The 16,423-nt window shown below is 41.8% G+C and carries 20 protein-coding genes; 5 read left to right on the top strand and 15 right to left on the bottom strand.

What is annotated here, in order from left to right; all coding sequences use genetic code 11:
• Nucleotides 1-49 precede the first annotated feature (49 nt).
• Together ACTJJD_RS09220 and ACTJJD_RS09215 are read left to right on the top strand one after the other, a co-directional pair.
• On the top strand, nucleotides 50-451 hold the full coding sequence (locus ACTJJD_RS09220; RefSeq protein WP_008347673.1) for a helix-turn-helix domain-containing protein: 402 nt from the start codon (nucleotides 50-52) through the stop codon (nucleotides 449-451).
• Nucleotides 452-533: 82 nt separating this feature from the next.
• A complete protein-coding gene (locus ACTJJD_RS09215; RefSeq protein WP_007500199.1) occupies nucleotides 534-854 on the top strand; it encodes a winged helix-turn-helix transcriptional regulator in 321 nt (106 codons plus the stop codon).
• 81 nt (nucleotides 855-935) lie between these two features.
• Here the strand turns inward: ACTJJD_RS09215 and ACTJJD_RS09210 are convergent, their stop codons facing one another.
• The 4 genes from ACTJJD_RS09210 to ACTJJD_RS09195 are packed head-to-tail and all read right to left on the bottom strand — an operon-like array spanning nucleotide 936 to nucleotide 4,393.
• Nucleotides 936-1,625, bottom strand: a complete 690-nt coding sequence (locus ACTJJD_RS09210) for an ABC transporter permease (protein WP_008347676.1) — start codon at nucleotides 1,623-1,625, stop codon at nucleotides 936-938.
• A 21-nt stretch (nucleotides 1,626-1,646) separates the two neighbouring features.
• Nucleotides 1,647-2,564, bottom strand: a complete 918-nt coding sequence (locus tag ACTJJD_RS09205; RefSeq protein ID WP_008347678.1) for an osmoprotectant ABC transporter substrate-binding protein — start codon at nucleotides 2,562-2,564, stop codon at nucleotides 1,647-1,649.
• Between the two features lie 13 nt (nucleotides 2,565-2,577).
• Complete coding sequence (locus ACTJJD_RS09200; protein WP_008347681.1) at nucleotides 2,578-3,231, bottom strand: ABC transporter permease; 654 nt, start codon at nucleotides 3,229-3,231, stop codon at nucleotides 2,578-2,580.
• Between the two features lie 13 nt (nucleotides 3,232-3,244).
• On the bottom strand, nucleotides 3,245-4,393 hold the full coding sequence (locus tag ACTJJD_RS09195; protein ID WP_041091316.1) for a betaine/proline/choline family ABC transporter ATP-binding protein: 1,149 nt from the start codon (nucleotides 4,391-4,393) through the stop codon (nucleotides 3,245-3,247).
• A gap of 269 nt (nucleotides 4,394-4,662) precedes the next feature.
• Here ACTJJD_RS09195 and ACTJJD_RS09190 point away from each other — a divergent pair, with 269 nt between their 5' ends.
• On the top strand, nucleotides 4,663-5,199 hold the full coding sequence (locus ACTJJD_RS09190) for a GbsR/MarR family transcriptional regulator (RefSeq protein ID WP_060832655.1): 537 nt from the start codon (nucleotides 4,663-4,665) through the stop codon (nucleotides 5,197-5,199).
• A gap of 55 nt (nucleotides 5,200-5,254) precedes the next feature.
• Here ACTJJD_RS09190 and ACTJJD_RS09185 read toward each other — a convergent pair whose 3' ends face one another.
• Nucleotides 5,255-5,890, bottom strand: coding sequence for a MarC family protein (locus ACTJJD_RS09185; protein ID WP_035389414.1), 636 nt, complete (start codon nucleotides 5,888-5,890; stop codon nucleotides 5,255-5,257).
• A 118-nt stretch (nucleotides 5,891-6,008) separates the two neighbouring features.
• On the opposite strand from ACTJJD_RS09185, the gene ACTJJD_RS09180 reads away from it, so the two are divergent.
• Both ACTJJD_RS09180 and ACTJJD_RS09175 read left to right on the top strand, forming a co-directional pair.
• The gene (locus tag ACTJJD_RS09180; protein ID WP_035389416.1) at nucleotides 6,009-6,473 is read left to right on the top strand and encodes a hypothetical protein; all 465 of its coding nucleotides are present in this window, start codon (nucleotides 6,009-6,011) and stop codon (nucleotides 6,471-6,473) included.
• Nucleotides 6,474-6,488: 15 nt separating this feature from the next.
• Nucleotides 6,489-6,953, top strand: coding sequence for a GNAT family N-acetyltransferase (locus ACTJJD_RS09175; protein ID WP_035389418.1), 465 nt, complete (start codon nucleotides 6,489-6,491; stop codon nucleotides 6,951-6,953).
• Nucleotides 6,954-6,973: 20 nt separating this feature from the next.
• On the opposite strand, the gene ACTJJD_RS09170 is transcribed toward ACTJJD_RS09175, so the two are convergent.
• The 10 genes from ACTJJD_RS09170 to gap form a co-directional block, all read right to left on the bottom strand.
• The gene (locus tag ACTJJD_RS09170) at nucleotides 6,974-7,255 is read right to left on the bottom strand and encodes a hypothetical protein (protein WP_008347692.1); all 282 of its coding nucleotides are present in this window, start codon (nucleotides 7,253-7,255) and stop codon (nucleotides 6,974-6,976) included.
• On the bottom strand, nucleotides 7,256-7,621 hold the full coding sequence (locus ACTJJD_RS09165; protein WP_017368070.1) for a hypothetical protein: 366 nt from the start codon (nucleotides 7,619-7,621) through the stop codon (nucleotides 7,256-7,258). It abuts the gene before it with no gap.
• A complete protein-coding gene (locus tag ACTJJD_RS09160; protein ID WP_440608324.1) occupies nucleotides 7,618-9,015 on the bottom strand; it encodes a hypothetical protein in 1,398 nt (465 codons plus the stop codon). The genes ACTJJD_RS09165 and ACTJJD_RS09160 overlap by 4 nt, the downstream gene beginning before the upstream one ends.
• Nucleotides 8,987-9,754, bottom strand: a complete 768-nt coding sequence (locus ACTJJD_RS09155) for an ATP-binding cassette domain-containing protein (RefSeq protein ID WP_242731079.1) — start codon at nucleotides 9,752-9,754, stop codon at nucleotides 8,987-8,989. Before ACTJJD_RS09155 ends, ACTJJD_RS09160 begins: the two co-directional genes overlap by 29 nt.
• A gap of 59 nt (nucleotides 9,755-9,813) precedes the next feature.
• Complete coding sequence (locus ACTJJD_RS09150) at nucleotides 9,814-10,083, bottom strand: hypothetical protein (RefSeq protein WP_008347702.1); 270 nt, start codon at nucleotides 10,081-10,083, stop codon at nucleotides 9,814-9,816.
• A gap of 280 nt (nucleotides 10,084-10,363) precedes the next feature.
• The gene (eno, locus tag ACTJJD_RS09145; protein ID WP_003212752.1) at nucleotides 10,364-11,656 is read right to left on the bottom strand and encodes a phosphopyruvate hydratase; all 1,293 of its coding nucleotides are present in this window, start codon (nucleotides 11,654-11,656) and stop codon (nucleotides 10,364-10,366) included.
• A 29-nt stretch (nucleotides 11,657-11,685) separates the two neighbouring features.
• Nucleotides 11,686-13,221 carry a 2,3-bisphosphoglycerate-independent phosphoglycerate mutase gene (gene gpmI / locus ACTJJD_RS09140; protein WP_017359214.1) on the bottom strand — a complete coding sequence of 512 codons (1,536 nt, stop codon included), beginning with the start codon at nucleotides 13,219-13,221 and terminating at the stop codon, nucleotides 11,686-11,688.
• Entirely contained in the window at nucleotides 13,214-13,975 is a 762-nt protein-coding gene (gene tpiA / locus ACTJJD_RS09135) for a triose-phosphate isomerase (RefSeq protein WP_017359213.1), read from the bottom strand. The genes gpmI and tpiA overlap by 8 nt, the downstream gene beginning before the upstream one ends.
• 30 nt (nucleotides 13,976-14,005) lie before the next feature.
• Nucleotides 14,006-15,190 (bottom strand): phosphoglycerate kinase, encoded by a 1,185-nt coding sequence (locus tag ACTJJD_RS09130; RefSeq protein ID WP_017359212.1) that lies wholly within the window; start codon nucleotides 15,188-15,190, stop codon nucleotides 14,006-14,008.
• Nucleotides 15,191-15,403: 213 nt separating this feature from the next.
• A complete protein-coding gene (gap, locus tag ACTJJD_RS09125; protein ID WP_007500174.1) occupies nucleotides 15,404-16,411 on the bottom strand; it encodes a type I glyceraldehyde-3-phosphate dehydrogenase in 1,008 nt (335 codons plus the stop codon).
• Nucleotides 16,412-16,423 lie beyond the last annotated feature (12 nt).

Raw genomic sequence — 16,423 nt, 5'->3', positions numbered from 1 at the left:
CGAGTACACTAGAGATAACTAATCTTTAACCATGTGAGGTTTTGAGTTGATGAACTTCGGTGCATATTTAAGAGCATTACGTGAGAAAAGGAAACTATCGGTGAACCAATTAGCGATGTATTCAGAGGTCAGCGCTGCTGGTATTTCTCGGATTGAAAACGGGAAACGCGGCATTCCGAAACCTCCTACAATTAAAAAACTAGCAGGTGCATTAAAAGTACCTTATGAGGACATGATGCAGGCTGCAGGGTATATTGAAGAAGCGTCTTCTGCCTATGTCATAAAGGAAGAAGAAACGGCTTTTACCCAAATAAAAGAAGCGGCAGAGCAATATGAACTTGATGATCTTGAAATATTTAATGGGGACATATGGTCCACCCTTTCTAAACATGAGATAGAGGATTTAAACCGCTATTTGTTATTTCTACTAAACAGCCGTTCGTCATCGTAAAATGTTTTGATCATTGACAAGCTTTTTGCGCCGATTTTTGACAGAATTACGGTATAATGGGTTCAGATTGGAGTGAAGAAAGATGAATCAATCTGATATGTGCCCGCGGTTTGAAAAAGCAGTTGAGTTATTAAGTAAACGCTGGGTGGCACTGATTGTTTTTCAGCTTCTCTCAGGTTCACAGCGCTTTAGTGAAATCGAAGCAGCTCTGACCAATTTAAGCGGAAGGGTTTTATCTGAGAGATTAAAAGAGCTGGAAGCAGCAGGCATTGTAAAACGGGAGGTTTTTGCTGAAACACCCGTGCGTATTGAGTATTCATTAACTGATATGGGGCGCTCACTTGCACCCGTTTTTGAGGAAATTGCGAAGTGGTCCTCTGAATGGATCACACTTGAATCATAAATGTCTCCTGATGTGAGCCGCCTAATCATGATAAAAAAACCTCCCCTACAGATGTAGAGGAGGTTTTGTCTTTTCAAGCATTTATGCGGATGTCATGTTTTTTTCAGCTAACGCCTTGCTTTCTTTTTTCTTGTTGGTTGGGCTTAAATAGCGTTCAAGCCAGCCCATGACAAGGTCGGCAATAATGGCCATGAGCGCAGTTGGAATAGCACCTGCTAAAATAATGGCTGTTCCGTTTGTCGCGTTTGATCCTCTGATGATGATATCACCAAGTCCTCCAGCACCAACAAATGTCCCAATCGCTGTAATACCGATTGCGATCACAAGTGCGGTTCTTAAACCAGCCATAATGACAGATAAAGCAAGCGGTAATTCAACCATTCTCAGCACTTGCCATTTCGTCATACCCATCGCTTTCCCCGATTCTAAATAGGCATGCTCAATGCTGACAATACCTGTGTACGTGTTACGGATAATCGGCAGAAGCGAATACAAAAAGAGTGATAAGATGACTGTATTTGCGCCAAGTCCTAATACAAGCATCAACACAGAAAGCATCGCTAACGCTGGAATGGTTTGAATGACATTGGTTATTGCGAACACCCAATTGCTCAGTTTGCGGTAATGCGCCACAAAGATGCCGACTGGTATTCCGACAATTGCCGCAAATAATACCCCATACGCTGACATGAGGAAATGCCGGTAAAATTCTTCTAACACATATGAACCGTTCTGTTGATAATACGCCCATAATTGCTGCAGTGTGTCCATCAGCTCTGACACCTCCCAATCTTACTCAAAGTAATTGTGTTTCTTTAAAAAATCTCTCGCAACAGTCGCTGGTTCTTTTAGTTCTCCATCGACTTGATAATTGAGCTCTTGCATTTGTTCGGTATCGATTTTTCCAATCAACCTGTTGATCACCTTGTCCAGTCCTGGATTTTCTTTTAATACCTTCTCAGGGACAACTGGTGATGCATCGTATGGTGGGAAGAATCGTTTATCATCTTTTAAGATTTTGAGATTATACGCTTTGATCCGGCCATCTGTTGAATAGGCAAGCACAATATCCATTTTTTCATTTTTCAATGCGTCATAGACTAGACCGATCTGCATCGGAAAAGTGCTTCCAAATTCAATTCCGTATGTTTTCACAAACCCTTCGTAACCGTCACCTTTCTTTTTCAGCCAAATATTATCTACACCGAAGCGATAATTTTTGGCATTCTTTTTTAAATCAGAGACTGTTTCTAGGTTGTTTTCCTTCGCCATCTTCTGCGTCACAGCAAAGGCATACGTATTATCAAACCCATAGGAATCAAACCATTTGTAATCATAGCGTTTTTTGAATTCTTTCTGGACGATTTCCATTGCACGCTTTGGATCTTTTTCTGCATCCATTCCTAGCGTACTTGTTAAATCCGTGCCTGTATATCGTGTTGCCGAAATGTCGACATCACCGTTTTCCATTGCTTTTTGCTGCACCGTATTTGAGCCTAAATTCTTCACAATGGTTGTCTTTTTATCTGTGTAATGCTCAATGATGTCTCCCACCATATAGGCCATAATTTCTGATTCTGTAAAGTTTTGTGCACCGATTCGCAGCGTGCTCCCTGAAGAGCCGGCTAGTCCAGGAAGTGAACAGCCACTTATGAATAGCAAGCATCCGGCAAGCAGTGCACTGATCCATTTTGTTTTTCGATTCTTCACATGAGCCAACTCCTTATGAAACTTCCTTCAATCCTTTTAAGCCTTCTGGTGTTACTTTTTTCTCAAGCTTCATCAATGTAAGGTCAATGATGACCGCTAAAATAGTGACAGGGATTGCACCCGCAATAATGTATTCCGGCTGGTAAAGCTGAAGCCCAATTAAAATGTAGTCACCAAGACCGCCTCCACCGATAAAAGCAGCAAGTGTTGTCCACCCAATTAAATAAATCGTTGAGGTTCTGACACCTGCCATAATGACCGGAACAGCAAGCGGCAGTTCCACAAGACGAATTTGTTCCCATGTCGTCATGCCAATCCCTTTACCAGATTCAAGCAAGTTTTTGTTCACACCTTGAACACCGGCATACGTATTTCTTAAAATAGGCAAAACGGAATAGAAAAATAGCGCAACGATCGCAGGTATTTTTCCAACTCCCAAAATAGGAATAAAAAATGCAAGAATCGCTAAACTAGGGAGTGTTTGAAAGATATTCACGACGCCGATGACAAAACCGGCGCCTCTTTTCATTCGTGTAAGAATGACGCCTAAAGGAACGGCCACGATAATGCCTAACACAACGGCAATTAAAGAAATGTATAAATGCTCCCACATTTTTGTGAGGAGTTCCCCACCATTTTTCTCAAGAAAATCGATGATTTGATCCATGTGTACACCTCCCTTAGTTCATTTCAGTGACAGCCTCCGGGGTATCTTCTCCCCAAATAGAGTCATATACGACATCTACAAGACTTGCACGTGTGACGATGCCTTTTAAGTGCCCTTTTGCGTCGACAACCGGTACATATTTAATGCCGCGTATTAAGATCTTTCGGACAGTATCTCTAAGGAGTGCACCTTCTTGTACTGTATAAAATTCTGTATTTAAAATATCGCCAACGAAGGCTGCTTTTCTGCGGTTTGCATCGATGGTTTCAATGTCGATATAGCCTTTCAGCACATGATTTTCATCAACGACAAGCAGGGAATCAACCCGCTTTTCTCTCATAATATAGATGGCATCTGTCAATGTTTTTTCGACGGTAATTGTGACTGGGGACGTGTTCATCATTTGTTCCACACGTTCCATATTCGGGTTTGACTGAAGCAGACGTTCTTTCCCGATGAATTCTTCTACGAATTCGTTCACAGGGTTACGTAAAATATCATCTGGCGTGCCCACTTGGACAATCTCTCCATCTTTTAAAATGACAATGCGGTCTGCAAGTTTAATCGCTTCATCCATGTCATGTGTGACAAATACGATTGTTTTATTTAACGTTTTTTGCAGTTTCTTAAATTCTTCCTGCAATGAATCTCTTGTAATTGGGTCAAGTGCTCCAAATGGTTCATCCATCAGGATTAAAGGGGGTTCTGCTGCGAGTGCGCGAAGAACGCCGATACGCTGCTGCTGTCCTCCACTGAGTTCATGAGGATAACGCTCTAAGTATTCCGGCCCCATGTCGACGAGTTTGAGCAATTCACGCGCTCGTTCTTTTCGTTTTTCTTCCGGCCACTTCAGCAGCTTCGGCACAAGGGAAATGTTTTGTGCGATGGTCATATGAGGGAAAAGTCCAATTTGCTGAATCACATAACCAATTTCTCTTCTTAATTGGACTGGATCTTTTTTCATAATGTTTTCTCCCTCGATGAATATGTTTCCTGAGGAAGGTTCAATCAGTCGGTTAATCATCTTCATGGTTGTCGTTTTACCACAGCCACTCGGTCCAATAAAACAAATAAATTCTCCTTTTGCTATTTCTAAATCAATATTTTTGACAGCTTTTTTTCCGCCTTTATACGTCTTAGATACATTCTCTAGTTTCAGCAAATGAGACACCTCCAATTAGTCGGATATATATTTTCAGAAAATTTACACCTTATTTATTATAGTGCAAACTTTATAAAATAAAAAGTTTACGATGTGTTTGTATTGCATAAGATTTATTTAAAATTTTCAGTTAACGGCCTGATATGTACCGATCCCTCCTTTTTCCTCCAACTTACGAGCAAATACTCAATATTTATTGTTTTCATGAACAAACAGGTATATGATATATTGTGTTACAAATTGTCAGTCGTGAAGGGATGAAGCGGGGAATGGACAAGCAAGCGTTAGGCGCCATTCAAAAAGCACAGGATCATTATATTGAAAAAGCTGCCGAGAACATGAATGCCTTTGGTCTTTCTGCCACAGTGGGTAGAGTGCTTGGTATCATTCATATGAACCGTAAACCAATGACGCTCGGTGAGCTCTCAGAGGCGACCGGCATGAGCAAAACAAGAATGAGTCAAGTCGTTCGAGAAATGCTTGATCTGAATATTGCTGAAAAGGTTTATGAAAAAGGAATACGCAAAGATTTATATGACGTTGAGCAAGATCAATATCAAACCTTTATTTCATTGTTTGCAGCCAATTGGTCACGTGTTGTCAGCAAAAATCGCAAGGCACATAAGAAGACATGCAAGGAATTGCTGGAGCTGCTTGAACAAAATGACCTGCCAGAAGAAACAGTAGATAAAATCAATCTTCTTCTTTCCGAAATCAAGGAAAGTCTCGATTATTATGACTGGATTAGCCGTTTAATTGAGTTCTTTGAAAGTGAAGAAGTATTTCAACATGTGCCAAAACCTTAAAAAAAGCTGTTTTATTTTACAATTTTGTAGAAGAAAACAGCTTTTTTATATACACTTATGACATTAGCATTGGGAACATCCCTTTGATCCCTGCGCCAATCATCTCTACTGCCACAACAGCTAGAATCAATCCCATTAATCGTGTCACGACATTCATCTCTGTTTTCCCCATTTTTCGCATGATGAAACTTGAATAATGAAATGCATAATAGGTCATGGCAAGTACAACCACAATGCCAATAAGAATCGCAAGCAGATGAAGCGTTACTTGGTGGCTTCCTGGCGTTAAGCTCATGACAGTCGCAATTGTACCAGGTCCGGCAATGATCGGAATGGCGAGCGGGGTCACCGAAACATCGGCCTTCTCTTTGCTCTCTGCCTTTTCATCCGAATGAGGGTTTTGAACATGTGATTCTTTTGCATTCAGCAAATTGTAAGCGATACCAAAAATAAAAATACCTCCGGCGATACGGAGTGCATGGATATCAATGCCAAACAATTTGAAAATGAGCCTGCCTGCCAAAAGAAAGGCAATCAAAATCATAAAAGACACAACAATCGCTTTTTTGGCCGTCTGGGCGCGTTCTTTTTCTGAGTAGCCTTCTGTTAAAGTGATGAAAAGAGGCACGTTTCCAATGGGATTTGAGACAGCAAATAATGACACAATGACATGAATCATAAAGGAAATCAACAGACACCCTCCTTTTTTCATAGTGTCTGCTAATCTGATGCGAATATTCCCTTGTTCTGTTAAAACCTGGTTTGTTTTAACCGATGATAATAGAGGTTTAACGAAAGGGGAATAGAACATGAAAAAAAACATCACGATCATTGTCCTGTCTGTGATCATCCTAGGTGCAACTGGCTGGATTGTGTGGCAGCAGCAGTCGCTCACCGCGGCAGAGAAAAAACACCAGCAAGAAATGAGAAAGAATGATGAGCAGCTGACACAATTAAAGTCAGAAGGAACGGATATGAAAGATGAAATGGATGGTCAAAAAAAGGAATTGTCCACCGTCACAAACAAGCTGAAGAAAGAAAAGAAGGCGCATCAAAAAGAAACCAAACAGCGTAAAGCGCTTGAGTTAAAAATAGATCAGCTTCAAAAAGAACTGGCATCAGCGAAAGCAACGGCTCAAGCGAATAAGCAGGCAGCACAAACGACTAGGAAAACAACTGTTAAGAAAGACCCAAATGTCACCCATCATCCTCCTTCTCAATGGGTGCAGGATCAATATGATTGGGGTGTTAAACAAGGGTATATCAAAGAATAGAGAGGATGAAATGATTTGATACAGATTCGGCCATTGTCTCATGATCAATCTGTTCCTATGGATCTTTTACTATTAGCTGACCCTTCAACTGAAAAAGTCATTGCCTATGTACAATCTGGTTCTTGTTATGTTGCTTTTCATAAACAGGACATGATTGGTGTGTATGTTCTGACGCCTCTGTCTCAGCAGACAGTGGAAATCATGAATGTCGCCGTGAAAGAGTCATGGCAAGGTAGAGGAATTGGGAAGCAGCTGATCCGCCATGCTATTTCAGAAGCCAAGGCAGCTGGCTTTCATACAATTGAAATTGGCACAGGCAACTCTAGTATTCAGCAGCTCGCCCTTTATCAAAAATGCGGTTTTCGCATGGCGTCTATCGATCACGATTTCTTTCTGAAGCACTATGATGAACCGATTTATGAGAACGGTATTCAGTGTATGGATATGGTGCGGTTGTCACTCGTTCTTCAAGCAGACTGACTTCATTCAGCCTGCTTTTTTTATGTTCTGCTCTTTTTCACTGCATGAATCACATATTGAATCAAGAAGTAGAGAGCGGCACCCGCTAAAAAACAGACCACGCACCCAAAGAGCGTTGCCTCTGAGCTGAATTGATACTGTTCAATTTTCATGATATAAAATGGCATACCAAATAAAGTTGGACTTGATTCAACATGATGAACCTCTAGCAGCATTAAAAATACTGGCGTCATAAACACAGCAAACACATAAAGCATCGCAAGCGTTAAGCCGCTAGAAAACGAATGAAATACTTTAACCATTTAGTTCTCTCCTTTCATCTCTTTTAAACTGGTGATGATATTTTTCCCGTCTGGGCAAGCTGGATGCAGCATCACTGTATTTAATAAAGAAAAAAGCAGCAATGGATGCGTCAATGGATGCCTCCACATGAAGAAAAGCACACCCGAGCAGATCACTGGAAACACAGGACCTGCAAGTGCCACCATCACATTAAAACCCGGCCGTGAAAATTTCTCATGGACAATCGACACGTGCTTCCAATCGATCATCACCACATAATCAAAGATGGGTCTTTTTTGAATTTTGTTGCACACCATCACCATCAGGATATGACCGAGTTCATGAATGAGCACAACGGCTATTAAGCAAAATAAAAGCGTCATCATCGCACAATCGGCCTCTTTAGCATGGCAGCATATATGAAGATGAAGAATGCGGCTGAACAAGCCATATAGGCAGTTGAGAGCAGCTGGATATTTGCTGAAAGCCACTGGACTAAAAGCATATCCAACATACTGAACACAGCAATCATCATCACGATCACAAACAGTTTATTAAATTCACTAATCTTCACGACAAACCCGACACATGCCGCCATGACAGTGATCAATAAAATGGACAAACTCGCCAAACCGTGCCCTTCACTTTCGACCCCTATCATGAAATAAGCAAGCCCGATATAGACAAAATAAATCAATATATTCATTGTGTAATAAAATAAAATTCTTGATAATAAATAGGCACCCTTTGATGTATTTAGCATAAAAATGGCTCGCTGATGGAGATGATATTCCCTGCCAATCATCAGAGGAAGCATAATAAGGATCTCCTTTAAGGCAAACTGCACAATAAAAGCATACAGCCAGCCAGTCTCTGCCGGAGTAAAGATCAATGGGAGACCTATCGTGAAACAGACAAGAAACAGGAACAAAATACCTTGTTCTTTAAACACAGCTGATCGACTAAAATAAACAAGCTCCTGCCGCAGATGTGTGAAAAATGAAGAATCCGATCTGATTTTTTGGTAAGAAAACGACTTCACCTCTACCTTTAGCTGCAAAAACATCCGATTGACATAACAAGCCGCCAAGCCCTTCAGCCAAAACCACCCTGCACATAGAAAGATCATCAGAAATACAAGATAAATAGACGGCCATACGTGAATCATCTCAACCGCTTTTTGAAAAAGGAGAAACAAGAAAGCACCGAGCGTCACAAATCCGAGCGTTTGCAGCAGTAAATGCTCTTTTGTTTTTGATATAAAATGGCTCACACCAATGCGTATCAGCATCCAAGAAGCAAGCGTATAGAGCGCCAATCCACAGCAAGTGATCCCCACCACAATGATCCAATACAAAGATAGTGTAACGCCGCTAATGATCAGCCCTAATAGGATGGGTAAAAAAAGCAGACCAAGCATGATGAAACAAAACAGCACTGGAAAGAAATACACACAAAGGACAAATGAGACACTTTGCATCGCACTATTCAAAAAGAAGAACTGATACTCTTGACGCTTCATTTTATGACGGGAAAAGACAATACCTGCTCCCAAAAGCAGCAGGGTCATTTTCACAAATTGAAGGTATAAAGCAACTGGTTCGTTCTCCCCTACTTGCATAAAAAAACGCAGGCTCATGACAACGTATATGGAGTAGATCAGCAACATAAAAACGGCTGCGGCGAGAAGCTGCAAAGGATATTTTTTGCCGAGCTGCTTGATTTTCGTTGTGAGCATGCCCCATTCTATTTTATGAAGAACGTGTCGTGTCCAAGTCATTGAGCAACCTCTCCACCTGCATATAGTAATCTTGATTCACTTCTTTATAAATATCCTCAAGTGCTTGATGAGGGAATGTTTTGTTTGTTTCTTGACGTGACATATCCAGCTTGATATCACCGTTTCTTAAGATCATGAGGTGATCATACAATGTCTCACCAAAGCTCAAATGATGGGTTGAAATGAGGATGCCTGCCCCTTGATCTCTCAGCTTCATGAGCACCTTTTTTAAGATGATCATCATATCTGGATCAAGTCCATTTGTTGGCTCGTCGAATACATAATAATCACAAGGCCTAAGGAGCTGTGAAATGATTTGGGTTTTCTTTTGATTGCCATGAGACAGCTGGGCAATTGGCTGATCCATATAAGGTCTCAGCTCAAAAAGATCGATGAATGTCTCTTCTCGAGGTCCATTTAATTTATCTGGAAGCTGGAGTAAATGGAAATATTCTCTCGGCGTTAAATAATCAAACAAAGCATGATCATCAGGAATATAGGAAACATGTTCTTTCAAAAAGGAGATATGTGCTGAGGATTGAAAATTCAGCTGTTTACCATCTAAAGAGACAACCCCCTTAAATGGTGTCAGTCCAAACATAGACTGAATCATCGTGGTTTTTCCTGCACCATTATGCCCCAAAAGCAGAAGCATACGTCCTTTCTCTACATTTAACTGAATATCGCGGAGAGAAAAGGTGCGGCTATACGTTTTTTCTGTTAAGTGTAATGTCAGCATCATGTCCCTCCATTTATTTTAGATAGAACAGATGACCCCGCATCTGTTCTCACCATTTGTTAGAAGCCGCATTTGATTTTAATATACAGGCCTAAAAACTTGAACTCTCCTAAAAATTTCGAGCCTTTTCCAAATGTTTTGCATGCCCAAATCAAAGCGGCAGCTGTCACAATGCCTAAGATAGCGGCAAGGACATAAATCCAAAATGCATTTTTCTGTACGTTCTTAGAAGTTAGAATTCGTTGCTTCCTTTCATCATATGCCGCCAGTAGGTGAAGGACATACATGTACACGCCTACTGGAAAACGAAGGCTAAAAGGATTCAGCATCTCATCACCCCCTAATATATGTAAAATGATACCACCCCCATGCAAATAGCATAAGTTCAATTCAGATCATATTTTTAGTAGAGTTTTCATGATTTATTGCTTATAAATCGTCAAGTTCATCGTTTTTCCTCTGACTGAAGGATGATTTTTTACAAAAATAGGATATGACAAAGGAAGCAGAGCCTATTCGCTTGAGCCAGCTTTGCGTCTTTTTTTCAACATAAAAAAAGCGCTGCGATACGCTCTTTTCAAAAGAGCGCACGCAGCGCGTTACTTTACATTACTTATTCAAGTTGTAGAATGTAGCAATGCCGTGGTATTGAGCTGTTTCAGCCAATTGATCTTCGATGCGAAGTAATTGGTTGTATTTCGCCACACGGTCCGTACGAGACGGAGCACCTGTTTTGATTTGTCCAGCGTTAGTTGCAACAGCGATGTCTGCAATTGTGCTGTCTTCTGTTTCACCAGAACGGTGAGAGATAACAGCTGTATAGCCTGCACGTTTCGCCATTTCGATTGCATCAAATGTTTCAGTTAATGTACCGATTTGGTTTACTTTGATGAGGATTGAGTTACCAACGCCGTTTTTGATTCCTTCAGAAAGCTTCTTCGTATTTGTTACGAACAAGTCGTCTCCTACTAGCTGAACCTTGCTGCCAAGACGCTCAGTTAATAGTTTGTGACCTTCCCAGTCGTTTTCATCAAGACCGTCTTCGATTGAGATGATTGGGTATTTCGATACCATATCTTCATACCAGTCAACCATTTCAGCAGATGTTTTCACAACACCTTCACCTGATAAATGATATTTACCGTCTTCTTTGTTATAGAACTCAGAAGATGCAGCATCCATCGCAAGTTTCACTTCTTCACCTGGTTTGAAACCAGCTTTTTCAATCGCTTCTACGATTGTTTGAAGTGCTTCTTCGTTAGAACCAAGGTTTGGAGCGAATCCACCTTCGTCACCTACAGCTGTGTTTAAGCCTTTTGCGCTTAATACAGATTTCAGGCTATGGAAGATTTGTGCGCCCATGCGAAGTGCTTCACGGAAGTTTGGAGCACCTACAGGCATAATCATGAATTCTTGAATGTCTACGTTGTTATCCGCATGCTCTCCACCGTTGACGATGTTCATCATCGGTACTGGAAGCGTTTTGGAGTTGAATCCACCAAGGTATTGATAAAGTGGAATTTGTAAGAAATCAGCAGCCGCACGTGCTACAGCGATAGATACGCCAAGGATTGCGTTTGCACCTAATTTCCCTTTGTTTTCTGTTCCGTCAAGTTCGATTAACATTTTGTCGATCGCTACTTGTTCTGTTACATCAAAGCCTAAAAGCTCTGGTGCAATGATTTCGTTTACGTTGTTTACAGCTGTCAAAACACCTTTTCCAAGGTAACGGTCTTTGTCTCCGTCACGTAGTTCTACTGCTTCATATTCACCAGTAGAAGCACCACTTGGTACTAGTGCACGGCCAAAGCCGCCAGATTCTGTGTAAACTTCTACTTCAACTGTTGGGTTACCGCGAGAGTCTAATACTTCGCGTGCATATACGTCAACAATGTATGGCATCGTTATTTCTCTCCTTTTGAATCAATTTGTTATTTTTGAATCAATGATGTTCCTGTCATCTCTTTTGGTTTTTCAAGTCCAAGTAAGTCTAAAAGCGTTGGAGATAGATCAGCTAAAATGCCGCCTTCTCTAAGCGTCGCACCTTTTTTCGTTACGATGACTGGCACAGGATTCGTTGTATGTGCAGTATGCGGCTTTCCTTCTTCGGTAATGAGCACGTCTGCGTTACCGTGGTCTGCCGTGATGATGGCGTGTCCGCCTTTTGCAAGGATTGCGTCGACTACAGCTCCTAAGCACTCATCTACTGCTTCAATGGCTTTGATTGTTGGCTCAAGCATACCTGAATGCCCCACCATATCTGGGTTAGCAAAGTTCAGAATGATCGCATCATGCTTATCCGCATTGATGTCTGCAACAAGCGCATCCTTTACCTCATAAGCGCTCATTTCTGGCTTGAGGTCATAGGTTGCGACATCTGGTGAATTGATTAAGATGCGGTCTTCTCCAGGAAATTCTTCTTCACGTCCACCACTCATAAAGAACGTCACGTGAGGATATTTCTCTGTTTCAGCAATCCGCAGCTGCTTCAATCCATTTTGAGAAAGTACTTCTCCTACTGTGTTATCCAAATTCACTGGTTTGAAAGCCACATAGCCATCTACCGTTTCACTGAAGTGTGTAAAGCAGACGAAGTGTAAATCCTTCGGATGTGCTTCCCCGCGGTCAAACGAGCGGAAATCTTCATTTGTGAATGTGTTTGAAATTTGAATCGCACGGTCTGGACGGAAGTTATAGAAAATCACAGAGTCGCCGTCGTTTACTTTTGCAACCGGCTCACCATTTTCTCTCGTAATGACAGATGGAATAACAAACTCATCGTAGATTCCATTTTCATAGGAGTCATCAACGACATCATAGATGTTTTGATAACTTGGGCCTTCACCATACGCCATCGCGCGATATGCTTTCTCCACACGATCCCAGCGCTTGTCACGGTCCATTGAGTAATAGCGTCCAGAAAGTGTTGCCACTTCTCCGACACCGATTTCTTTGATTTGTTCTTCAAGCTGTTTTAAGTACACTTTCGCTGTCTTCTGACCAACATCACGTCCGTCTAAGAAGCCGTGAATGTATACTTTTGTTAAGCCTTCTTTTTTCGCTAGTTTCAGCAAGGCAAAAAGATGCTGGATGTGGCTATGCACACCGCCGTCTGACAAGAGACCGAATAGATGAAGGGCCTTGTCATTTTCTTTTGCATAAGTCATTGCATCTAGGAACGTTTCGTTTTTCTCAAATTCCCCATCACGAATGGCCACATTCACTCTTGTTAAGCTTTGGTACACGATGCGTCCTGCACCGATGTTCAAATGCCCAACTTCAGAGTTCCCCATTTGACCTTCTGGGAGGCCCACTGCCTCACCTGAAGCCGTTAAGGTTTGATGCGGGAATTCGTTCCAGTAGCGGTCGAAGTTCGGTTTCTTTGCTTGGGCAACAGCGTTACCGACTGTTTCGCCTCTTAAACCGAATCCATCTAAGATGATTAATGCAGCTGGTTTCTTACTCATATTGACCTTCCTCCAATAATTGAACGAAAGACTGAGGTTCTAAGCTTGCGCCGCCTACCAAAGCACCGTCAATATCGGATTCTGCCATATATTCTTTAATATTCGCAGGTTTCACGCTTCCGCCATACTGAATGCGAAGGCTGTCTGCCGCTTCTTGACCAAATTCGCTTGCAACCGTTTGGCGAATGTGCGCACAAACATCGTTTGCATCTTTCGCTGTAGAAGATTTACCTGTACCGATCGCCCAGATTGGCTCATAGGCAATGACAGATTCAGCGACTTGCTGCTTCGTTAAACCAGCTAGTGCTTTCTTCACTTGATCAGCGACAAGTTCGTTTGTTTTGCCTGCTTCACGTTCTTCAAGCGTTTCACCTACACAGATGATTGGAACGATGCCATGCTTGAATGCAGCATGTGCTTTTTTGTTCACTGTTTCATCTGTTTCAGCGAAGAATTCGCGGCGCTCTGAATGACCGATCACTGAGTAGCCGATGCCAAGATCTTTAAGCGCAGCAGGGCTGATTTCGCCAGTGAATGCACCGTTTTCTTCAAAGTGCATGTTTTGCGCACCAATTTTAAGGTCTGTTCCGTTAGAAAGGCTGTTCAGCTTTTCAAGGAAAAGGGCTGGTGCACAGACAATAGATTCCACTTTGTCAGGAGATGGAATAGATGATTTGACTTCTTCAACGAAACTTACAGCTTCACCAAGTGTTTTGTTCATCTTCCAGTTCCCAGCTATAATTGGTTTTCTCATGATTGACACTTCCTTATAGCAGTTTTGGTCTTATTTATCGTTTAATGCAGTCACACCTGGAAGTTCTTTGCCTTCCATAAATTCAAGTGAAGCGCCGCCGCCTGTAGAAATATGGCTCATCTGATCGGCAAGACCAAATTTCTCAACAGCTGCTGCTGAATCTCCACCGCCAATGACAGAATATGTATCTTTCGCTTCTGCCAGTGCTTCTGCGATTGCTTTTGTTCCTTTAGCGAATGCATCGATTTCAAATACACCCATTGGTCCGTTCCAGACAACAAGTTTGCTGTTTTTAATGACATCAGCATACTTCTCTCTTGTCTCTGTTCCAATATCAAGTGCTTCTAAATCACTTGGAATTTCAGAGATTGGCACAATGCTTGTATTCGCATCATTTGAAAAGTCGTCGGCTACCAGAACATCTGTTGGAATCAGGAAGTTCACGCCTTTTTCTTTTGCACGGTCCATAAAGGATTTCGCTAAATCTACTTTGTCTTCTTCTAATAGAGATTTCCCTACTTCGTGGCCAAGTGCTTTGACAAATGTATAAGCAAGTCCGCCGCCGATGATCAGGTTGTCCACTTTATCAAGAAGACTTTCAATTACACCGATTTTATCCTTTACTTTTGCGCCACCGATAATCGCTGTAAATGGGCGATCAGGGTTTGAAATGGCTTTTCCTAGAACCTCAAGCTCTTTTTGCATGAGGAAGCCTGAAACAGCCGGAAGATACGCTGCAATACCAGCTGTGGATGCATGTGCACGGTGTGCAGCACCGAACGCATCATTGACATACACATCGGCTAAATCAGCAAACGCTTTTGATAATTCAGGATCGTTCTTTTCTTCACCAGGATAGAAACGAACGTTTTCAAGCACTAGCACATCTCCTTCTTTTAAGTCAGAGATTTGCTTTTTCACGTTGTCGCCGTAAGCTTCATCTGCTTTTTTCACTTCTTGTCCAAGAAGCTCTTGCAGACGTTTTGCTACAGGTGTCAGACGCAGTTCTTCAGTAACTTGACCTTTCGGACGACCCAAATGACTAGCTAGTAGTACCTTTGCGCCTTGTCCTGTTAAATACTCAATCGTTGGTAATGCTGCGCGAATACGAGTATCATCCGTCACTTTTCCGTCCTTCATTGGAACGTTAAAATCTACGCGGCAGAACACAACTTTACCTTTTACGTCAATGTCTTTTACTGATTTCTTATTCATGCTCGTCAGGAGATCCTCCTTTATTCTGGTTTCCTTACGCATTGGACAAGTCTCTCTTTATCCTTTTCCCATTTTGCCCTCATCAAAACGAGAAATCGTGCAGAACGGATAAATACAGAGAAAAAGGGAAAGGGATGCTTCCCCTTCCCTTGTCCGTCTTCATTATATCGTGTCTCTAGGAAAGAACCAAGTGAGTTCCTTCAGTGTGAGAAATTAAAGACCTTGTTTTGCAATGTAAGCTGCAAGGTCAACAACGCGGTGAGAATATCCACTCTCGTTATCGTACCAAGAAATGACTTTCACCATGCTGCCTTCCATTACCATTGTAGAAAGAGCATCGATTGTTGAAGAGTTTGCATTACCATTGTAGTCACCAGATACTAATGGCTCTTCGCTGTAGCCAAGGATTCCTTTAAGTTCTCCTTCAGCTGCTTCTTTAAGTGCTGCATTTACGTCTTCAGCTGTCACATCTTGATTTAATTCAGCAACAAGATCAACTAAAGAAACGTTAGGTGTTGGAACACGCATAGCGCCACCGTTTAATTTACCTTTAAGTTCAGGCAATACAAGTGAAACAGCTTTCGCAGCACCTGTAGAAGTTGGGATGATGTTTTCCGCAGCTGCACGAGCACGACGGTAGTCTTTGTGCGGAAGATCAAGAATTTGTTGGTCATTTGTGTATGAGTGAACAGTTGTCATCATACCGCGTTTGATACCAAATTTATCGTTAAGTACTTTTGCAAATGGAGCTAAGCAGTTTGTTGTACAAGATGCATTAGAGATGACATCGTGGCTAGCTGCATCGTATTTGTCTTCGTTTACACCCATAACGATTGTGATATCTTCTTCGTTAGCAGGAGCAGAGATGATGACTTTTTTAGCGCCAGCTTCTAAGTGTTTAGCAGCGTCTGCACGTTTTGTGAAGAATCCAGTAGATTCAACAACGATTTCTACGCCTTGTTTACCCCAGCTTAATTTCGCAGGGTCACGCTCAGCTGATACTTCGATTGTTTTACCGTTCACTACTAAGTTCGTACCGTCTACAGAAACCTCTGCATCTAGTTTTCCGTGAACAGAGTCATATTGTAAAAGGTGTGCAAGCATGTTAGCGTCTGTTAGATCGTTAACCGCTACTACCTCAACTTCAGGATTGTTTAATGCTGCACGAAATACGTTACGTCCAATACGTCCAAATCCGTTAATACCGACTTTTACTGCCATGATGTTTCCTCC

It is taken from the genome of Bacillus sp. 22446, from assembly GCF_052044955.1.
In the GTDB taxonomy this organism is placed as follows: Bacteria; Bacillota; Bacilli; order Bacillales; family Bacillaceae; genus Bacillus; species Bacillus altitudinis.
Note: the sequence above shows the minus strand (reverse complement) of the source record. Positions and strands in the feature narration are given on the sequence as shown.

Excerpts from the sequence above, each read along its gene's own strand:
- ACTJJD_RS09190 (WP_060832655.1), top strand. The coding sequence starts at position 4,663 with ATGGACAAGCAAGCGTTAGGCGCCATTCAAAAAGCACAGGATCATTAT.
- ACTJJD_RS09215 (WP_007500199.1), top strand. The coding sequence starts at position 534 with ATGAATCAATCTGATATGTGCCCGCGGTTTGAAAAAGCAGTTGAGTTA.
- eno (WP_003212752.1), bottom strand. The coding sequence starts at position 11,656 with ATGCCATACATTGTTGACGTATATGCACGCGAAGTATTAGACTCTCGC.
- ACTJJD_RS09130 (WP_017359212.1), bottom strand. The coding sequence starts at position 15,190 with ATGAATAAGAAATCAGTAAAAGACATTGACGTAAAAGGTAAAGTTGTG.
- ACTJJD_RS09165 (WP_017368070.1), bottom strand. The coding sequence starts at position 7,621 with ATGATGACGCTTTTATTTTGCTTAATAGCCGTTGTGCTCATTCATGAA.
- tpiA (WP_017359213.1), bottom strand. The coding sequence starts at position 13,975 with ATGAGAAAACCAATTATAGCTGGGAACTGGAAGATGAACAAAACACTT.
- ACTJJD_RS09160 (WP_440608324.1), bottom strand. The coding sequence starts at position 9,015 with ATGACTTGGACACGACACGTTCTTCATAAAATAGAATGGGGCATGCTC.
- ACTJJD_RS09200 (WP_008347681.1), bottom strand. The coding sequence starts at position 3,231 with ATGGATCAAATCATCGATTTTCTTGAGAAAAATGGTGGGGAACTCCTC.
- ACTJJD_RS09210 (WP_008347676.1), bottom strand. The coding sequence starts at position 1,625 with ATGGACACACTGCAGCAATTATGGGCGTATTATCAACAGAACGGTTCA.
- ACTJJD_RS09170 (WP_008347692.1), bottom strand. The coding sequence starts at position 7,255 with ATGGTTAAAGTATTTCATTCGTTTTCTAGCGGCTTAACGCTTGCGATG.
- ACTJJD_RS09155 (WP_242731079.1), bottom strand. The coding sequence starts at position 9,754 with ATGCTGACATTACACTTAACAGAAAAAACGTATAGCCGCACCTTTTCT.
- ACTJJD_RS09220 (WP_008347673.1), top strand. The coding sequence starts at position 50 with ATGAACTTCGGTGCATATTTAAGAGCATTACGTGAGAAAAGGAAACTA.
- ACTJJD_RS09180 (WP_035389416.1), top strand. The coding sequence starts at position 6,009 with ATGAAAAAAAACATCACGATCATTGTCCTGTCTGTGATCATCCTAGGT.
- ACTJJD_RS09150 (WP_008347702.1), bottom strand. The coding sequence starts at position 10,083 with ATGCTGAATCCTTTTAGCCTTCGTTTTCCAGTAGGCGTGTACATGTAT.
- gap (WP_007500174.1), bottom strand. The coding sequence starts at position 16,411 with ATGGCAGTAAAAGTCGGTATTAACGGATTTGGACGTATTGGACGTAAC.
- gpmI (WP_017359214.1), bottom strand. The coding sequence starts at position 13,221 with ATGAGTAAGAAACCAGCTGCATTAATCATCTTAGATGGATTCGGTTTA.